14 protein-coding genes are annotated in these 15,931 nt (G+C 26.2%); 12 read left to right on the forward strand and 2 right to left on the reverse strand.

The genetic code is table 4. The features are described 5' to 3' along the window. The first annotated feature begins 352 nt into the window (after positions 1-352). Positions 353-481, forward strand: coding sequence for a hypothetical protein (locus EXC36_RS04070; protein ID WP_268810698.1), 129 nt, complete (start codon positions 353-355; stop codon positions 479-481). A 181-nt stretch (positions 482-662) separates the two neighbouring features. After that, the gene (locus EXC36_RS02130; protein WP_041364100.1) at positions 663-3,032 is read left to right on the forward strand and encodes a putative immunoglobulin-blocking virulence protein; all 2,370 of its coding nucleotides are present in this window, start codon (positions 663-665) and stop codon (positions 3,030-3,032) included. A gap of 30 nt (positions 3,033-3,062) precedes the next feature. Here EXC36_RS02130 and EXC36_RS02135 read toward each other — a convergent pair whose 3' ends face one another. Beyond that, on the reverse strand, positions 3,063-5,045 hold the full coding sequence (locus EXC36_RS02135) for an MSC_0775 family lipoprotein (RefSeq protein WP_129690247.1): 1,983 nt from the start codon (positions 5,043-5,045) through the stop codon (positions 3,063-3,065). 81 nt (positions 5,046-5,126) lie between these two features. On the opposite strand from EXC36_RS02135, the gene EXC36_RS02140 reads away from it, so the two are divergent. Beyond that, positions 5,127-6,062 (forward strand): MsnO8 family LLM class oxidoreductase, encoded by a 936-nt coding sequence (locus EXC36_RS02140; RefSeq protein WP_129690249.1) that lies wholly within the window; start codon positions 5,127-5,129, stop codon positions 6,060-6,062. On the opposite strand, the gene EXC36_RS02145 is transcribed toward EXC36_RS02140, so the two are convergent. Beyond that, positions 5,962-7,164: an IS3-like element IS1138B family transposase gene (locus EXC36_RS02145; RefSeq protein ID WP_041363864.1), complete on the reverse strand. Its 1,203-nt coding sequence runs from the start codon at positions 7,162-7,164 to the stop codon at positions 5,962-5,964. The two genes, EXC36_RS02140 and EXC36_RS02145, sit on opposite strands and share 101 nt — an antisense overlap. On the opposite strand from EXC36_RS02145, the gene EXC36_RS02150 reads away from it, so the two are divergent. From EXC36_RS02150 to EXC36_RS02190, 9 genes are all read left to right on the forward strand, one after another. After that, complete coding sequence (locus EXC36_RS02150) at positions 7,156-7,461, forward strand: hypothetical protein (RefSeq protein WP_129690251.1); 306 nt, start codon at positions 7,156-7,158, stop codon at positions 7,459-7,461. The two genes, EXC36_RS02145 and EXC36_RS02150, sit on opposite strands and share 9 nt — an antisense overlap. Beyond that, on the forward strand, positions 7,418-7,753 hold the full coding sequence (locus tag EXC36_RS02155; RefSeq protein ID WP_010925242.1) for a glycine cleavage system protein H: 336 nt from the start codon (positions 7,418-7,420) through the stop codon (positions 7,751-7,753). The genes EXC36_RS02150 and EXC36_RS02155 overlap by 44 nt, the downstream gene beginning before the upstream one ends. 2 nt (positions 7,754-7,755) lie before the next feature. Continuing rightward, positions 7,756-8,604, forward strand: a complete 849-nt coding sequence (locus tag EXC36_RS02160; protein WP_129690253.1) for an SIR2 family NAD-dependent protein deacylase — start codon at positions 7,756-7,758, stop codon at positions 8,602-8,604. A gap of 18 nt (positions 8,605-8,622) precedes the next feature. Beyond that, positions 8,623-9,657 (forward strand): lipoate--protein ligase, encoded by a 1,035-nt coding sequence (locus EXC36_RS02165; protein WP_010925244.1) that lies wholly within the window; start codon positions 8,623-8,625, stop codon positions 9,655-9,657. Positions 9,658-9,764: 107 nt separating this feature from the next. Beyond that, positions 9,765-11,291, forward strand: coding sequence for a hypothetical protein (locus EXC36_RS02170; RefSeq protein ID WP_129690255.1), 1,527 nt, complete (start codon positions 9,765-9,767; stop codon positions 11,289-11,291). After that, positions 11,242-11,763 carry a DUF2714 domain-containing protein gene (locus tag EXC36_RS02175; protein WP_010925246.1) on the forward strand — a complete coding sequence of 174 codons (522 nt, stop codon included), beginning with the start codon at positions 11,242-11,244 and terminating at the stop codon, positions 11,761-11,763. Before EXC36_RS02170 ends, EXC36_RS02175 begins: the two co-directional genes overlap by 50 nt. Next, positions 11,750-12,574: an MSC_0622 family F1-like ATPase gamma subunit gene (locus EXC36_RS02180; protein ID WP_129690257.1), complete on the forward strand. Its 825-nt coding sequence runs from the start codon at positions 11,750-11,752 to the stop codon at positions 12,572-12,574. Before EXC36_RS02175 ends, EXC36_RS02180 begins: the two co-directional genes overlap by 14 nt. Before the next feature lie 14 nt (positions 12,575-12,588). Then, positions 12,589-13,209: a hypothetical protein gene (locus tag EXC36_RS02185; protein ID WP_010925248.1), complete on the forward strand. Its 621-nt coding sequence runs from the start codon at positions 12,589-12,591 to the stop codon at positions 13,207-13,209. Beyond that, the gene (locus EXC36_RS02190) at positions 13,193-15,931 is read left to right on the forward strand and encodes a hypothetical protein (RefSeq protein ID WP_129690259.1); all 2,739 of its coding nucleotides are present in this window, start codon (positions 13,193-13,195) and stop codon (positions 15,929-15,931) included. The genes EXC36_RS02185 and EXC36_RS02190 overlap by 17 nt, the downstream gene beginning before the upstream one ends.

Genomic DNA, 15,931 nt, shown 5'->3' on the forward strand with positions numbered 1-15,931 from the left:
ACTCCTATTTAAAGTATATTTTAAAAAGTGTTTTTTATTTTTTTGTCCCAGTTTAATCCATATTCTTTTTATTAAAATATTAGACTTTTTAAATCCATTAAGACAGTATTTTCTATCATATGACAATAAAGTTCATCCATTTTTAGACAAAAATATTTATCCATATCCAAAACACTATATAAAAGAGTTTTATAAAGATTTAACAAATTTATATAATAAAGAAATAAATTTTTTAATTGATCTTATTATTGTAAATACAAATAGATTTATAACAGCTGATTCTTTAGAAAGAATTAAAAATAACCCTGATTACAAAAAATATTTTTTACCAGAAATTGATAATTTAGAAATAATGAATTTTCATGATGAGCTAGAAAAAGCCAAAAGTTATCAGTCAATTACAAGCTCATATCCAGATAAAGAATTTAATATAGCAAAAGAAAATAAAGACTTTTTTGATGAGTGAATTAAGCAATCTTAAATTAAAAAATTTAAATTTATTAATTAAGCTTATTTTGTATAATTTAAAATAATGTTTAATTTCTCAAAACTTAATAAGTATTCTTTAAGATAGATAAATCATAGTTAATTAAATGTGGTAGAATTTTTAACTAATAATGTTTTATTTAGCTTAATTAAATTTTTATTCAAGGATGGTTATTATGAAAATTTTTAAAACTAGAAAAACTAGAAAAAAATTGTTGTTTATATTATCTGCAACTTTGCCCATTTCTGTAGGTTCAGCTGCATTAATTTACTTTTCTAATAACAAAAATTCAAATGAACACAATGAACTTTTACGAGCTGAAGATCCTAGACTAATCAGGTTAATTCAAAATAATAACCTTGATTATAGTAAAGCAGCTCCTTCTAATACTGATTTTAATCTTCCTGAAATTCCTAAGCCTCTTCCAGAGCCTGAAAAACCAAAAGAAGAACCTAAGCCTCAACCTAAACCAGAGCCCAAACCTGAGCCTAAGCCCGAACCAAAACCAATTCCTAAACCAGAGCCCAAACCTGAACCAAAGCCTGAGCCAAAACCAATTCCTAAACCAGAGCCCAAACCCAAGCCTATTCCAATTCCTAGTCCTAGTCCTAAACCTGAGCCTTTACCTAAACCAATTCCAGCTCCAAGTCCTATTCCAAAGCCCACTCCAAAACCAATAGTTCCTGAAAGGCCAATCCAAGGAGATGATCAAGCAGGAAAAATAGTTGATAGAATCTTAGAATTTAATGGGCTTAAAATTAAAGGGAAATTTTTAAACCCAAGAAAAAGAGAAACTTTCCAATCTGATATAGATAAAAAAATAACAAATAGAAATCCTTATTACAATGATCTAGGTAAGCTTTTATCAATTGAAGTCACTGACGAGCTAAGAAAATCCAATATTAAAAACTCTTTATCTGTAACTAATAAATTATTGCCACAAATATTAGACTCTCTTAAACATGAAGAAGCATATAAAATTATAAGTAGACAATGATCTAATTTTTATGAAAGTCTTTTTTATAAATTTTCTAGACTTTTTGAGTCTCCTAATGTAGTAAATTTTTTAACTGAAGAAGGTAAGAGACAATATCCTAATATCATTAAAGAATTTGAAGAAAATCCAAGAAAACTTTCAGCTTGAGATAATAAAAATCAAAAATATGCTAAATTGCTTTCTTATTTAGACACATCTAAATTTACAAAGCTAAGTGCTGATGCTGAAAAATTTCTATCAGAAGGGCTAACAACAAGTCCAGATAATATTTACTTTGAAGCAGATGGATCAATTAACTCTCATTCATTTTCTCCTTTAATTAATACAACTCAACAAAAATATACAAGAGACAACAGTGAAAAAAGAATCTTTGGATATGATAACTATTATGGAAGAGGTGGAAAAGATATTATTGACGGGAAATTTCCTGGATGGTCAAATCAAGATATTACAAATTTAGAAGAATATAGAAAACACGGAGCTTCTAGACAAGATGGAATTACTGTTTCTAAATTAACTAGAGATAAAAAAAGTGATAAAGGTATAAATGAAGGAATTGTAGTTACAATTGATCTTTCAAATGAAAAAGGTTATAAAAAAGCAAAAGCCTTTATTGAAGCTCTAGTAAAAGAAAAAAAAGAAATTACAGCTTATCGAATATTAAATATTGGTAAAAATGATGCAAATCAAAGATTTGGAGATATTCTAAAAGTCCTTCCAGAAAGATTAAAACAACTAGATCTTTTCTTTGAAACAAAAAACACCTCAGCTTTACTTGAACTTGAAAATAAAATAATTGATGAACTAGGAATGTTTACCAAGAGTTATCCAAACAATGATGGTTGAAATTTCAACCCATTTGCTCTAAGAAATGTAGCTTGAGTAAATACAACTGATTATAATGCTAGTTGAAATGCAGGAGATCTTCCTTATTCAAGAATTGTTTTTGACACCATCTCATTTGATGAAAAAGACAAAGAGTTAAACAGAATTAACGATGGACTAAGAATGGCTTATTTTGTTAGAAACAATGAAAAAATCTTCCAAGGTGGCTTTGGTCCAGGACTTGATCCTGATCATAAAGAGGGTGGAAACTCTTATGCTACAAGACTAGATTTAAGTAGAATAAAATCTATTAAATCACTAAGGGGCTTAATTTTTAGGGATGAGAAAAAACCTACAAATGGTAAAAGAAGATTAAAAAATTTAAAACTTTACAATAATCATCTTAACTTCGAAATTGATGTAGAAGAGTTAAATGAAGCTCAATTTGATGTTTTATCTTTAAATGAACCTGGACCTCCTAGAACAAAAATTGAATTTTCAAATGGAAATCAAACAAGACATTTAAAAATTGTTTCAAAAAATGGAACTCAACTATCTAGTGAAGGAATAGCTAATTTAAATAGACTTCTTCAAGCAGCTGTTGATAATTTTGGTGGAGATGCCAAAATTAAAGTTGGCTCAAAAGATGGCACTTTAAAATCACAACTTGAGTCTCTTGGAAAAATTGTTCAAGTCGAAGATTCAGCTGTTGATTTTATTTAAAAAATTTTTAAAGAATAAGCCAAAAAGTGCTTATTCTTTTTTTCATTTTAAAGCAACATCAAATCAATAGGAACTTTTTCCTCTAATTTTAAAAAGTGCATTAGGATCAACATAACCAATGTTAAGCTCATAATAATTAATGGGTGAGACATATATTTGGTTTTTTTGACTTTCAAAACTAGCTAGTCTTACTCCATCTACATTAACTGACGAGATATTAAAACCTGAAGTTTTATTCCAATAATTTTTAAATCTTTGACTATGAGAAAAATTTGTTTTTTGCCAAAAACCATTTTCATCAAAAATTTTTTTAACATTTGAATAAAGACAAACATGAACATGTGGTATTCATCCACCATTACTTTGAGTTGAGCCTAAATAACCAATAATTTGAGATTTAAAAACTTGCTTAGCTTTAGTTGGTTTTATTTTATAAGCTATTGTATTTTCTAGCCTTGGCTCATAGAAAATCTTGTGTTCAAGTTTTAAATCTTCAATGTTAAAACTTGTGTCTCTATCAAGATGGATAAGACCAAGATAAAAATATCCTTTAGTTCCTTTTTTGATTTGAAAATACTCCTGAAATTCTTTGGGACTAAGTTTTAATTTGTCATAGTCTATTTTCATCATTATTAAAGTGCCAAGCCCAAAGCCCTCATCAATCATTTTACTTTCATACATGGCAATAATTTTTCCATCAAAAGGAGCTACTATTGCACTATATTCAGGGGCTAGATAATCCTCACCTACATGGAGCCACTTTGCTTTTGTGTTTTTAGAATAAAAACTTCTCATGATGTTAAAGCCCCCTGAAAGAATCTTGCTTTCAAAGCCCCTAAACATCTCGGCATAGACTCCATCTAATTCTTCTTGTTGGACATTTTCTGCTATAAAGTTATAAGCTTTGTATGAACTATCTTGAAAATCTTTTTCAAAGATATAACTATAAAAACCTAAACCTATTTTTTTAAATATTTTGTGCTTTTCATTTTTATATTTAAAATCAACTTCAAAAAGAGCATTTTTAGGATCAACTTTGATGTAATTAACTTTAGTTATTAAAATATTTTCATCAAAAACTCTAAGAGCAAAATCTTTTAAAGATGATTTTTCAAAATTGATGTTATACAAATTATTTTTAACTATCTTAAAATCAAGCATTTCTTTAAAATATTGCTGCTTAAAATACTTATCAAAATTATTTTTGTCCAAATTAATTTTGATAAAAACACTTTTGCCATGACTAATGGCATAAGATGATTTTTTTAATTCAAAAAAACCTAAAGAATAATTAATTTTTAAATTAATTTCAAAAGGGTTATTTTTGCTAAAAAAAGCTTTATTTACTAAAAAATTAATCTTAAAAAAATTTGTTTCATTTTGATTTATTTGCTTTTGAATTGATTTTATTTTTTGATTTTTTGAAAAGCTAAAAATTGAGCTAAGCTCAAAAGAGCCCAGTTCTTCAATGTCATATTCTTGATATTGAAGAATTTTTTCTTTTTTTATTTTTATTAATTTAGCTAGCTCTATCTTCTTAAGTTCATTAGAAAAAAAATTAAATTTTTCAATTATTTTTTTTCTGTTTTGCTCAGAGATTTTCAAAGGATATCTTAGATTTTTTAGCTCAAAATTTTCAGCTTCAACTTCAATTGTTCTTGAAAGAAAAATTTGTGGTCATGAATTTTCTACTTTCAAATAAATATCAATAGGGACAAAAAATTTTTCTAAATTAGATCTTTTTTGATGAATGTTATGATAGGCAATTTTATATTTTAATTTTTCTAATCACTTTCTTTTTTGATTTGAAAAATTAAGTTTTTTGCTAATGACTTTTTTGAATTTTTCCTGATCAAAGCTCATTTGAAAAAAGATTTCTTCTTCACTAAGATCATTTTTTAAATTTTTTGCAAAAATCAAAAAATTTTTATCTTCTAATAAATCAAAGGCCTCTTTTATGTCATCGAGTAAATAATCACAGTAGTCTAATTTAGAAAAAGAAGATAAAGCCATAAAAAAAATTATAATCATTTTATTTTTAAAATTTTATCTTTTGACAATTTAAAGACAAGCTTTTAATATAAGATTTTATTTATGGAGAAAAATAAAATAAAATTAAGTGTTTTGGATTTTGTACTTTTAGATGAAAATCAAGACTATGAGCAAGCTTTTAAAAATACAATAAAATTAGCAAAATTAGCTGAAAAATTAGGCTATCAAAGCTATTGACTTGGAGAGCATCACGGAGTGCCTACTTTGAGCAATTCAGTACCTGAGCTAACTATGTTAAAACTAGCTCAAGAGACTAAAAAAATTAAAATAGGCTCGGCTGGAATTATGCTAAGGCACTACTCAGCTACTAAAGCAGCTGAAATAGCAAGTACTTTAGAGCTTTTTTATCCCGGCCGTTTTTTGATTTCCTTTGGCTCACACAAAGGAACTGTTGCTGTGCAAAAAGCTCTTAATTCCCTTGAGTACTATGAAAATGATGATTATCTACAAAAAGTTAGAGACTATCAAAAGATGGTCTCAAAACAACCTCACATCATTGAGCTTATTCCTAGTTTAAAAAAACCTTTAGATACTTATCTTCTTAGTACAAGTGTTGAAAAAGCTCTTTTTGCTGGAGAAAATAATTTAAAACTTATTCAAGGACCAGGAATCCATGGAGAAGACCAAATAACCCAAAAAGCCATTGAGCTCTATTACAAAAATAACAAAAATACTAAAGCTGAAGTTTTGCTTTCTTTTTTTGTTCTTATTGATGAAGATGCCAAAAAAGTTGAAAAATACAAAAAAACAGCTGAGGTTTATTTAAATGGAAAAGATGAATTTCAAGAATTTAGATTTTTTCCATCATATGAGAGCATAAAACACTACTCAAAAGAAAAACAAGATTACTTTAAACTAGGACAAAAAAAGTGACTATTTAAAAAACACTTAGAACATCTCAGCTTTGTTGAGGTGTTTTTCATTCTAAGATTGATTGTAATCTTTCATTATTGTATCAGTCAATATAATTTTGAATAATTTCTTGCAATTCTTTGAATGATAATTTTGAAATTTTTAGATCATTTAAGCACTCACTTTTGATATTTGAAAAGAAATATTCTGCTTCTCGATTATCAAGTGAATTTGCGATTCTACTCATTGAAATTATCCCATTGTTTTCTTTAATAATTTCACTATACTGATTTGATGAATATTGACTTCCATGATCTGAGTGAATTATTCACTCTTTATCAAATTTGATTTTAGAAATATGATCTAAAACTAACTTAACATCATTTCTTTTACTTAGATTTCAATTAATTATTTTCTTGCTTTGATGATGAATTGCAATCGATAAATAAACATGATTGTTAATTGCATCTTTGGGGCTTGGAATATAAGTTACATCAGTGGCAACTATGTTGTTAAATTTGCCATTGTAGTCTCTTTGAATTAGATTTTGATATTTAGTATTAAGATTTTTAATTTCATTTTTTCTTTTTGCTCTTCTAATTTTGCAAAAAAGATTTAATTTAAGCAAAATTCTACCTATTTTTCGATAGTTTATATACCTTTTATATTTATTTTGAATATAAATTTCTAATCTTTTTCTACCAAATATACCTTTGTTTTCATGAAATGATTTTCTAATAATTTCTTCAATTTCTTGATCTTTTTTCGGCTCTGCAAGTTTAGGTTTTTTTCAAGAATAATATGTTGATTTTGAAAAGAGAAATTCTTTTCATGAAATTTTAGTTAATATTTTTTCTTTATCTTTATGTTCTTTAATTTTTTTTCGAATTTCTTTTTCACTAATGTCATCAAAAATTATTCTATAAATTTTAACAATCTCTTCTAATTCTTCTCTTGTATATTCATTAACTTCTTTTCTTTTTGGTGGTCTACCGTTATTTTTTTTGTTAGCTGTAGATTTGCCAGTTTGTGAAATTAAAGATTGTTCATCTTTTTGAAAAGCAGAATATTTTTTGAAAAATCAAGATTTTACATATGTATTTTTTCAATCTTTACCAATATTTTTGTTTACTAAAAATATATATTTTTTTATATTAATTTTTCCATCATAAAATTCTTCATATAATGAAAATCATTTCTTTCATTGTTCTGGTTTTAGTTGTTTCATAAACACTCCTATTTAAAGTATATTTTAAAAAGTGTTTTTTATTTTTTTGTCCCAGTTTACTTAGATGTAAGTAATTTTGACAATAAAGTTATCTATGGAAACTCAAAAGAAGTTAGAGAAAAAATTCTAAATTTGTCAAAAAAATTCAAAGTTGATCATTTTTTGATTATTCCATTAGTTTATGGTTCTAAAAACCGTGAAAATAGTTTAAAATTATTAAAAAAAGCCTTTGAGCAAAAATTAGGAGATTATTATGAAAAAATTTGCAAATTATTTAATTGTTGAAAAAGAAAATAACGACTACATTGTTTCAATGAGTCCTGAACTTCAAGATGACATTGGAAGTGTTTGGTATTTAAAATTACATGAAGAAAAAAGCGATGTTTCAGCAGGTGAGGTTATTATTGACCTTGAAGCTTCAAAAACAATAGCTAGCATTAAGGTTCCTCTAAGTGGAAAAATTATCGAATGAAATAAAGAAGCAGTTGAAACACCAAAAGATCTTTCATCAGCTTCAAGAGATAAAAACTGATTAGTTAAAATGACTAATGTAGATCCAAAAGAATTTGAAAATTTAGAAGATTATTAAAAATGGAATGAAAGATTAACTCTAAAGATCCAAAAGAAATTTTTTTACAAGCAATTGAGCAAGCTGAATTGCTTGTTTTAGGTATAGGAGCTGGTCTTCCAGGATCAGCTGGTTTTGGTTATAGTGGTGAACGTTTTGAAAAAAACTTTGGAGATTTTATTAAAGAATATAAACTAGTTGATATGCTTCAAGCTAGTTTGTTTGAATATCCTAATTGACCCAGTTATTGAGCTTTTCAATCTCGTTTTACCTCTATTAATTATTATGATCAACCTGTCAGTGAGAGTTTTTTAAAATTAAAAGAGCTTATCAAAGATAAAAATTATTTTATCATTACAACTAATTCAGATAGTTGTTTAGAAAAAGCTAACTTTGATGAGGACAAAATTTTTTACATCCAAGGAAAATACAAACATTTTCAATGTAGTAAAATGTGTCATAACAAGCTCTATGAAGACAAAGAATTAATTTACAAAATGATCAAAGAACAAAAAGATTTACTTGTTCCTTATGAGTTAATTCCGCGCTGCCCTAAATGTGATTCTTTTTTAGAAATAAACAAAAGAATTGCATACAAAGGAATGGTTGAAGATCAAAAATTTGAAAATCAAAAAGCAAAATATGAAGCTTTTGTCGAAAAAGCTAAAGACAAAAAAACTTTATTTTTAGAACTAGGAGTTGGTTATACCACTCCTCAGTTTATCAAAATTCCTTTTCAAAAATGAACCCAAGAAAATCCACAATCGTTTTATTTGTCAATTTCAAATAAAACTTACCGTTTAAATCCACAAATCAAAAAACAAGCACTTCTTTTGGAAGTGGATTTAAAGGACTTTTTTGAAAAATTTTAAATCTTTAAGGAGAAAAGTATGTATTTAATAGAACCAATTAGAAATGGAAAATATATTAAAGATGGAGCCTATGCAATGGCCCTTCAGGCTTATGCTCTAACTCATTTAAAACTTGAAAGAACTGCTATATTTCCATATATTTGTGATGCTCACATTCAAATTGGATATTTCCAAAATCCAGAAGTTGAAGTTAACTTTCCTTATTTAAAAGAGCACAACATCCCTATTGTAAGACGTCGAACTGGTGGAGGGGCTATCTACATTGATGATAAATCGGTAAACATTTGTTGGCTTTATCCTTTTAATAGCGAAAACAACAAAAATATTTTTGGTAACTACCAAAAATTCTATGAACCTATTGTTGAAATTTTAAAAGAGCTAGGGGTTAAAAACCTTGTATATAGCGGTAAAAATGACCTTCACATCAATGGCAAAAAAGTCTCAGGAGCTGCCATGATGCTCCAAGATGATTATATCTATGGAGGATATTCACTTTTATGAAACCTTGACTTTGAAGCAATAGGAGAGGTTCTAAGACCAAGTAAGGCAAAAATTAAATCAAAAAGTATTGAATCAGTTCGCCAAAGAGTTGACTACATTAGCCAATATGTTGATGATAAATACAAAAACCTTTCTTCTCAAGAGTTTAAAAAACTAGTTCTTGACAAGCTTTCAAAATACCATGAAGAAAAAATTGAAATTTATGAGCTAAGCGAGCAAGACTGAAAAAACATTGATGAATTAGTAGAAAAAAGATACAAAAACTGGGATTGAACCTTTGGGCTTTCTCCTCGCTATGAATTTAATAGAGAAGCTCGTTTTGATATTGGTACCTTTGGAATTAGTCTAAAAGTCGATCAAGGAAAAATTCAAGCTTGCAAAATAAGCGGTGATTTTTTTGCAAAAGAAAATCTTCAAATTATTGAAAAAGCTCTTTTACAAAAGCGTTTAATTAAAGAAGAGCTAATGGATGCTCTTAAAGACATAGATTTTCAAAACTTTTTCTTTAAACCAATTGATCCAGAGAAAATAGTTGATTTAATTTTAAGTTAATTTTTTTAAACAACTATTATAATTAATAAACTTTAATTTATAAGCTATACTTTGGCTTATAATTTTTATTAAGCCCCTCGAAAGATTAAACTAGTAAAGGACTAAAGATGATTAGGAAAAGAATATTTCTTCATGAAAGCGATTTGGAATCATTTAACTTTTCAAGACTAAATAAATTTCAACAGCTTTTGAAAATGGCAAATTATTTAATTATCTTTGTAGTTACTATTTATTCTTTATTTTTTATAACTGACTCTTTTGACAACATTTATGCTGATCCTAAAAAATTTGAGCTTACCAAAGTTTTTATTCTTGAACTTTTACAAAGATCATTACATGCTTCATTTTTAGTTTATTTTATTGCAACTGCTTTTAGGAAAATCTACCATAACCATAGAAATTTTTATATTTATATCCTTTGATTTTCCATTTATATATTTAGTGGTATTTTTATTTTATTTTCAAGAAACATTCCTAATTTTATAACACTAAATGAGTTTGTTGAACTAGGCTATATTTTTTACTTTGTAATATATGTTATATTTTTAGAAATTCTCTACTCAGTTTATTGACTTTTATACAATAGAAGAGTTGAAAGAGATCATCTTGAAGCTTATAAACTAAAAATTGTTTTTTTAATAGTTTCAATGCTTTATGTTTTGATTTTTTCAAGCTGAATCAATAAATCTCAAATTACAACAGATGCTAAGTTAGTTGAAGAGTGACTTCCTTTTTATCAAAATAGAATTCAAGCTTTTGTAGAAGCTTCAAGTGATGAAATTGTAGGTTTGATTTTTAGAGAAATAGGTTATGTCATTGCTTATTTAATTTTAATTTTCCCTTTCTTTTTTAGCCTTTTACTCTATAGCTTTAAAAAACCTAAAAGAACTAAAGTTTCAAAAAACAAAAAGAACCTTTTCCAGTTAAATGTTTCAATTATTGTTTTAATTTCAACTTTTTTAAACTACTGAATCATTTTATTTAAAAATGTTAACGTTAGCTTTTTAGAAATTAACAATTTATTTTTAGGTTTAAATGTTGTCTTTTTATTAGTTTTTACTTTCTTGATTTTATGAAATAGACTAAGATTAAAATCTTCAATTTATTTTATGTTTTCAGTGAGCTTTTTTATTGTAGTTTCATTTTTTACTTTAATAATTTTCCATATTTCCTATGATAGAGAAAACAAAATTTCAATGTTTAATATTCTAATTTTTTCATTTGTTCTAACCATTTTGTTTTTATTTATCTTATTTTCTAATTATGAAATGAGTACACTTCAAAAAATGTCATTTAACTTGCTTTTAACTTCATTTTCACTTTTATACATTTTCATGTCAGTGATTCACAAGTTAGATCTTCTAGTCATTATTGCTAATTTTTTAGATTTTTATTTATTATTGTACTTATTAGTAGGCTTTGCTGTGATGTTAAACTTTTTTGTTTTTGTCTTTTCATTTTACAAATCACTAAGCACTCTAAAAACAGAGAAAAAACCTTGAACATTTAATAAAAAAAACATATTTGATTATAATAAAGTCTTTAGTTTAATAAAGTCCTTACTAAAGAAAAAGGAGAAAAAAGATGTTCAAATTCTGAAACAACAAAAAATTAAAGCTAAAAAAGGAAATTAAATTACATGAAAATGTAATTAATCACTATAGAGAGATTATGTCAAATCCCTCTACATACTTAGTTGACATTGAAAATTTCAAATATAGTACTTATCTATATTCAAATTTTTCTTTTGAAAATGACATTTTTGAAAAATTTTTAGAAATGCTCTCTTCATCAATTAAACAAAAAAAACAAATTGTTTTTAGCTCTTTTACTATTTCTTGAGAAAAAAGTGCCAATGCAGTTGACTATCCCATTATTATCCAAAATAAAAACAAAGTTAACTCATCACTATTATCTGTTGATTTTTCAAAAGATGAAGATGAAGACATTGCTAAACTTTTTAGATCTTTAAACAAATTAATTGACTATTATTTCCAAAAGGACAAACTAGTTTTAAGACTTCCTTATGAAATTATTGTTTTTGGACGTCAAAGAAATGATTTTTCACTTTTATTTTCAGAAAGAGTTTTAAATGAAAATATATAGCAAAATTGAAAAAAAGAAAAAAAATTTGATCAATATCAAAAACTACATCAATATTTATTTTCTTGAATCTCTTAGTCAATTTCAAGTACAAAACAAAATCTACACTAATAAACTAAATGAAGTTAACTTTATTAAAAATATTTATTCAAATGTTTTAAAATCTCGCTTTGGTTTAAAATCAATTTTTTTCAATGGCTATCCTTCAACTAAAAATGGAAGAAAAATTTTTGTCTACATAGCTGAAATTAATAGAATCTCTGATATTTCTCATAGACAATTAGACAAAAAAATCCTAGATACAATTGAAAAAAATGATTGAATTATTGCAATTGGAAAACATGCAATCCAATTTGCCCAAGAAAACAAACTTAACATTTTAACCACTTTTGAGAGCATTGATGAAAAATATGTCAATGATTTAAAAGCTCTAATCTATGATAAATACACACTTGGAGGTGTTTATCAAATTGAATTTTTCTTCCAAAGTAACAAACTAAAAAATAACTCAGTTGTTATTTTGCCTATTAAAAACTTTCACCTTGACAAATCCTTTGAAGATGAAGAAATTGACCCAAAAATAGAGATCTATCCAAATTTAACTGATTTTGTTGATGATTTGAGTTGAATTTATCTACAAAGCTCAATTTCGGCTTTATTAATTGAAGCTAATTTTTACTTGATTAAACAAAGAATAGCAAAATTAAAAGATCTTCTAAATGACATTGATAAAAAAATTGAAAATATTAAATATGAATCATCAAAATTTAGAAAAGATATTTTAAATGAAAATGTTTTAACAACCACTCAATAAAAAAAGTAGGAAAAATGAAAATATTAAATAAATTAAAAGAGGCTTTTGAATTAATTCCCTCAATAATCTTAAAAGCTAGAATCATAACTGATTCAATTTTAATTAAATTAAAATTCAAAGAAAAGCCCTCTTCATTTGTGCTTTCTTTTTCCGATTACAAAAAAGTTGATCAAAATATTCAAAATTCAATCTTAAAAAACAACAAAGCTAAATTCTTTAAAATATTTTTTGGTGCTAGTCAAAAAGTTTTTAGACCAGCAAAACCTACCCTTGTTACTGGAAAAGTAGCCATAATTGCCTTGGGTGATGAGCTCTATCAAAGTAGAACTGATGAAGTCTTACTAATAACTGAATTTCTAATCTTTTTTAAGGGAAATAAAGCTGAAGTTAAAAACTTTGAGACATTAAAAAAGATAGAAATCTCAAAAAAATGGGTATTTATTAAGAAAAATGTAAAATCGAGAATAAAATTTATTAAAAAGAGAATAAAATTTTTAAATGTTAAAAAAACAATTGGACTCTTGCCAAGTGAAGTTATTGAATTAAACAATTTAAATAAAGATCTTGAGATCAATAAAATGTCCTTGTTTTATATGATGGATATAAACGGAGAAAATTATGACCAAAAAAAATAAAGTAATTTTGTCGCTTTTTTGTCTTTCGAGTGCTTTAGCCTCTAGTACTTTTTTTATTTCTAGCACTCATGCTAGTCAAAACATTAGTTTCAATGAAAAAATCCATAACAATGATAGAAATTTCAACAATAATGATTTAGAAAACTCAACAAAAGATGTCAATCCAACAGATAATGTAGAAGTTCAAAATGCTGAAGATGATGAAAAATTTCCTCTTCCAGGAACAAGACTAAAATACAAACATGTAAAATGGATAGTTGGAATTTTGCAAGAATTAAGACAAAATCTTATAGAAAAAATTCCAGCTTATGGAAATCGTCATATTCTTTCAGCTAGAACTACAGAAGAGATAACATGGCTTTTAATAACAAAAGGTTATGTTGACATTTTGACTCCTGGAAGTGATAATTTTTTAACTCTTTTAACTCAAGTAGTTGATCTAATTAATAAATTTATTGCCAACGAAAAATTTCAATATAAAGAAATTCCAACAGAAAATGACCCTGAATATTTACCTAGTAGAAGAGCTAATCCTTTAGTTAAAAATATGTTCTATGTTTGAAATACACTAACTGATAAACAAGTTGATGACTATATAAAATATTTCTTACAACGCATGCGTGGCTTATTTTTAGCTGGCTTTGATCCAAATACTAGTTCAACATGAAAAAGTAATGATTTTGGTCTTGATTGATATAACAATATACCTTCACTACCAACTTGAGAATTTGCCACTTCAATAAAACAGTCTGACTATAAGTTGTTAATAGATAGCTTATCTTCAATGGAAGGGGATAACCAAATTGTTAAATCTTATTTTGGAATGTCTTATATTAAACAAGCAGTAGAACAACAGCTAAAAGAACAACAAAAAAAAGATCAAGAAGATTTAATAAGTGAAAGAGCTAATTTCTATTTTACAGATTCAACAAAAAATCAACTAAGAAAAGCTTTAAATCTTCCAAATGATGCTCAAAGCAAAATAAACTGAAACGACAATAGTTGAAATTACAACTTTTCAAAGTTGGAAAATTTATCTTTTGACTGATCAAAAATCCAAAACCCTGAAAACAGAGCCACCAATGGAGAAAACTCTAATGTAGGTATTTTAGGTAATCTTTTCATCCACAATGAAAGACTAAAATTGTTAGAAGATTTTGCCTCAACTCTTGAGCTTTCTGAATTAATAAATAGAACTGGTGTAGGATTTAATATTTTTAAAAATAATGCTATCTTAGAAAATGAAATTGCCTATAGCAAAGAAAGTATTCAACTTTCTGATTTTATGAATAGCCTAAATAGTGTAATTGAAGATGATTTTAAAACAAATATAAGCTCATATCTTTCAATTAAAAAATCTTCTTCTCAAAAAAGTGGACTAAGACTTCAAAAAGAAGATTTTCAAAAAGAAGCAAAAGCTCAACAAATATCTTCTGTTGTCAATTGAGACTTTGACTATGAAATAGTTAGAGATGAAAAGTCTCAAGAGAGAAACACTGGTGAAGATGTTTATTTAAAAATAACTTCTACTTTAAAAACTAGTGATGCTCGTAGCTTTGATTCAGCTGCAAATTATTCAGCTAAGTCAATCTTTTTTATAAAATTTGAAAACTTGCCTTCTGAAATTCAAAATTTAATTGACAATGCCCCTGAATTACAACCAAATTTTGTAGGCGACAATCTTGCTAATTTTGATGCATATCAATTCATAAAAGATATCAATTCTGGCAAAGGAACTCCATTTCTTAGATATAGTAACAAAGACTCAAGAATTGTTTATAAACCTATTAATTTGAAAGACATAGGTAATGGTAAAGCTGAAATAACAACTCAAATAAGTCCAAATATTGATTATTCTAAATTAATTAGAAATAAATTAATAAAAAATAAAAGATATGTAACAAAAGTTAATACCACTCTTTTTGATCTTAGCAAAAACTTTTTAAATAAATCACATGAATCAGCTGCTCTTACACTTGGAGCTTTTGGTTCTCTTTTAGGAAAAGAATTTTTAGATAAAAATCTTGATGAAATTACCAAAAAAAATGTTTTTGAAAAATCAATTGAAGATTTAAAAAAACAAGATTCATTTTTAAAAAGTAATTTTGAAGAAAAATTAAAAAATTTTAGAAATATTTACTATGACAATTTAAAAAATAAAATTGAAGATTTAAGAAAAAATAAAGATGAATTTGATAAAACTATAGATAAACAAATGATTATTGATCACTACAACAAGCTAGAAAAAAACTTATCAGATAATTTAAAAAGCAATAGCATTGACCCTTCAAGTGCTCCTGTTAAAGAACTTTTTGACCACATCAATAAATCAAAAACTATGGCTCTAAATAATCAAAATCCTTCAACTCTAGCAGAGTTGCAAGAATTTTTAGCAAGAAACAATGATTTACTAAAACTTTTAAATACAGATACTTTAAATCCTCAAAATTTAAAAAAATTTGAAAGTATTTTACAAAAATTCGATTTAAACCAAATTAAAAAATATAAATCACTTGGAGAACAAATAAGCCTTTATACTATTTTAGGATTTTTATCATTAATTTCACTAGGAACTATCCTTTTATTGGTAAGATCTACAAGAATAGGTGGATCAAAAGTAGGACTTAAAAAATCAATATTTGTTTTACTTACTTCAGTTGCTTCCTCTTCTACAATTGGACTATTAATTTATATAATTATGGAAGCTATAGGAAAGGTATAA

This window comes from Mycoplasmopsis pulmonis (assembly GCF_900660575.1).
In the GTDB taxonomy this organism is placed as follows: domain Bacteria; phylum Bacillota_I; class Bacilli_A; order Mycoplasmatales; family Metamycoplasmataceae; genus Mycoplasmopsis_B; species Mycoplasmopsis_B pulmonis.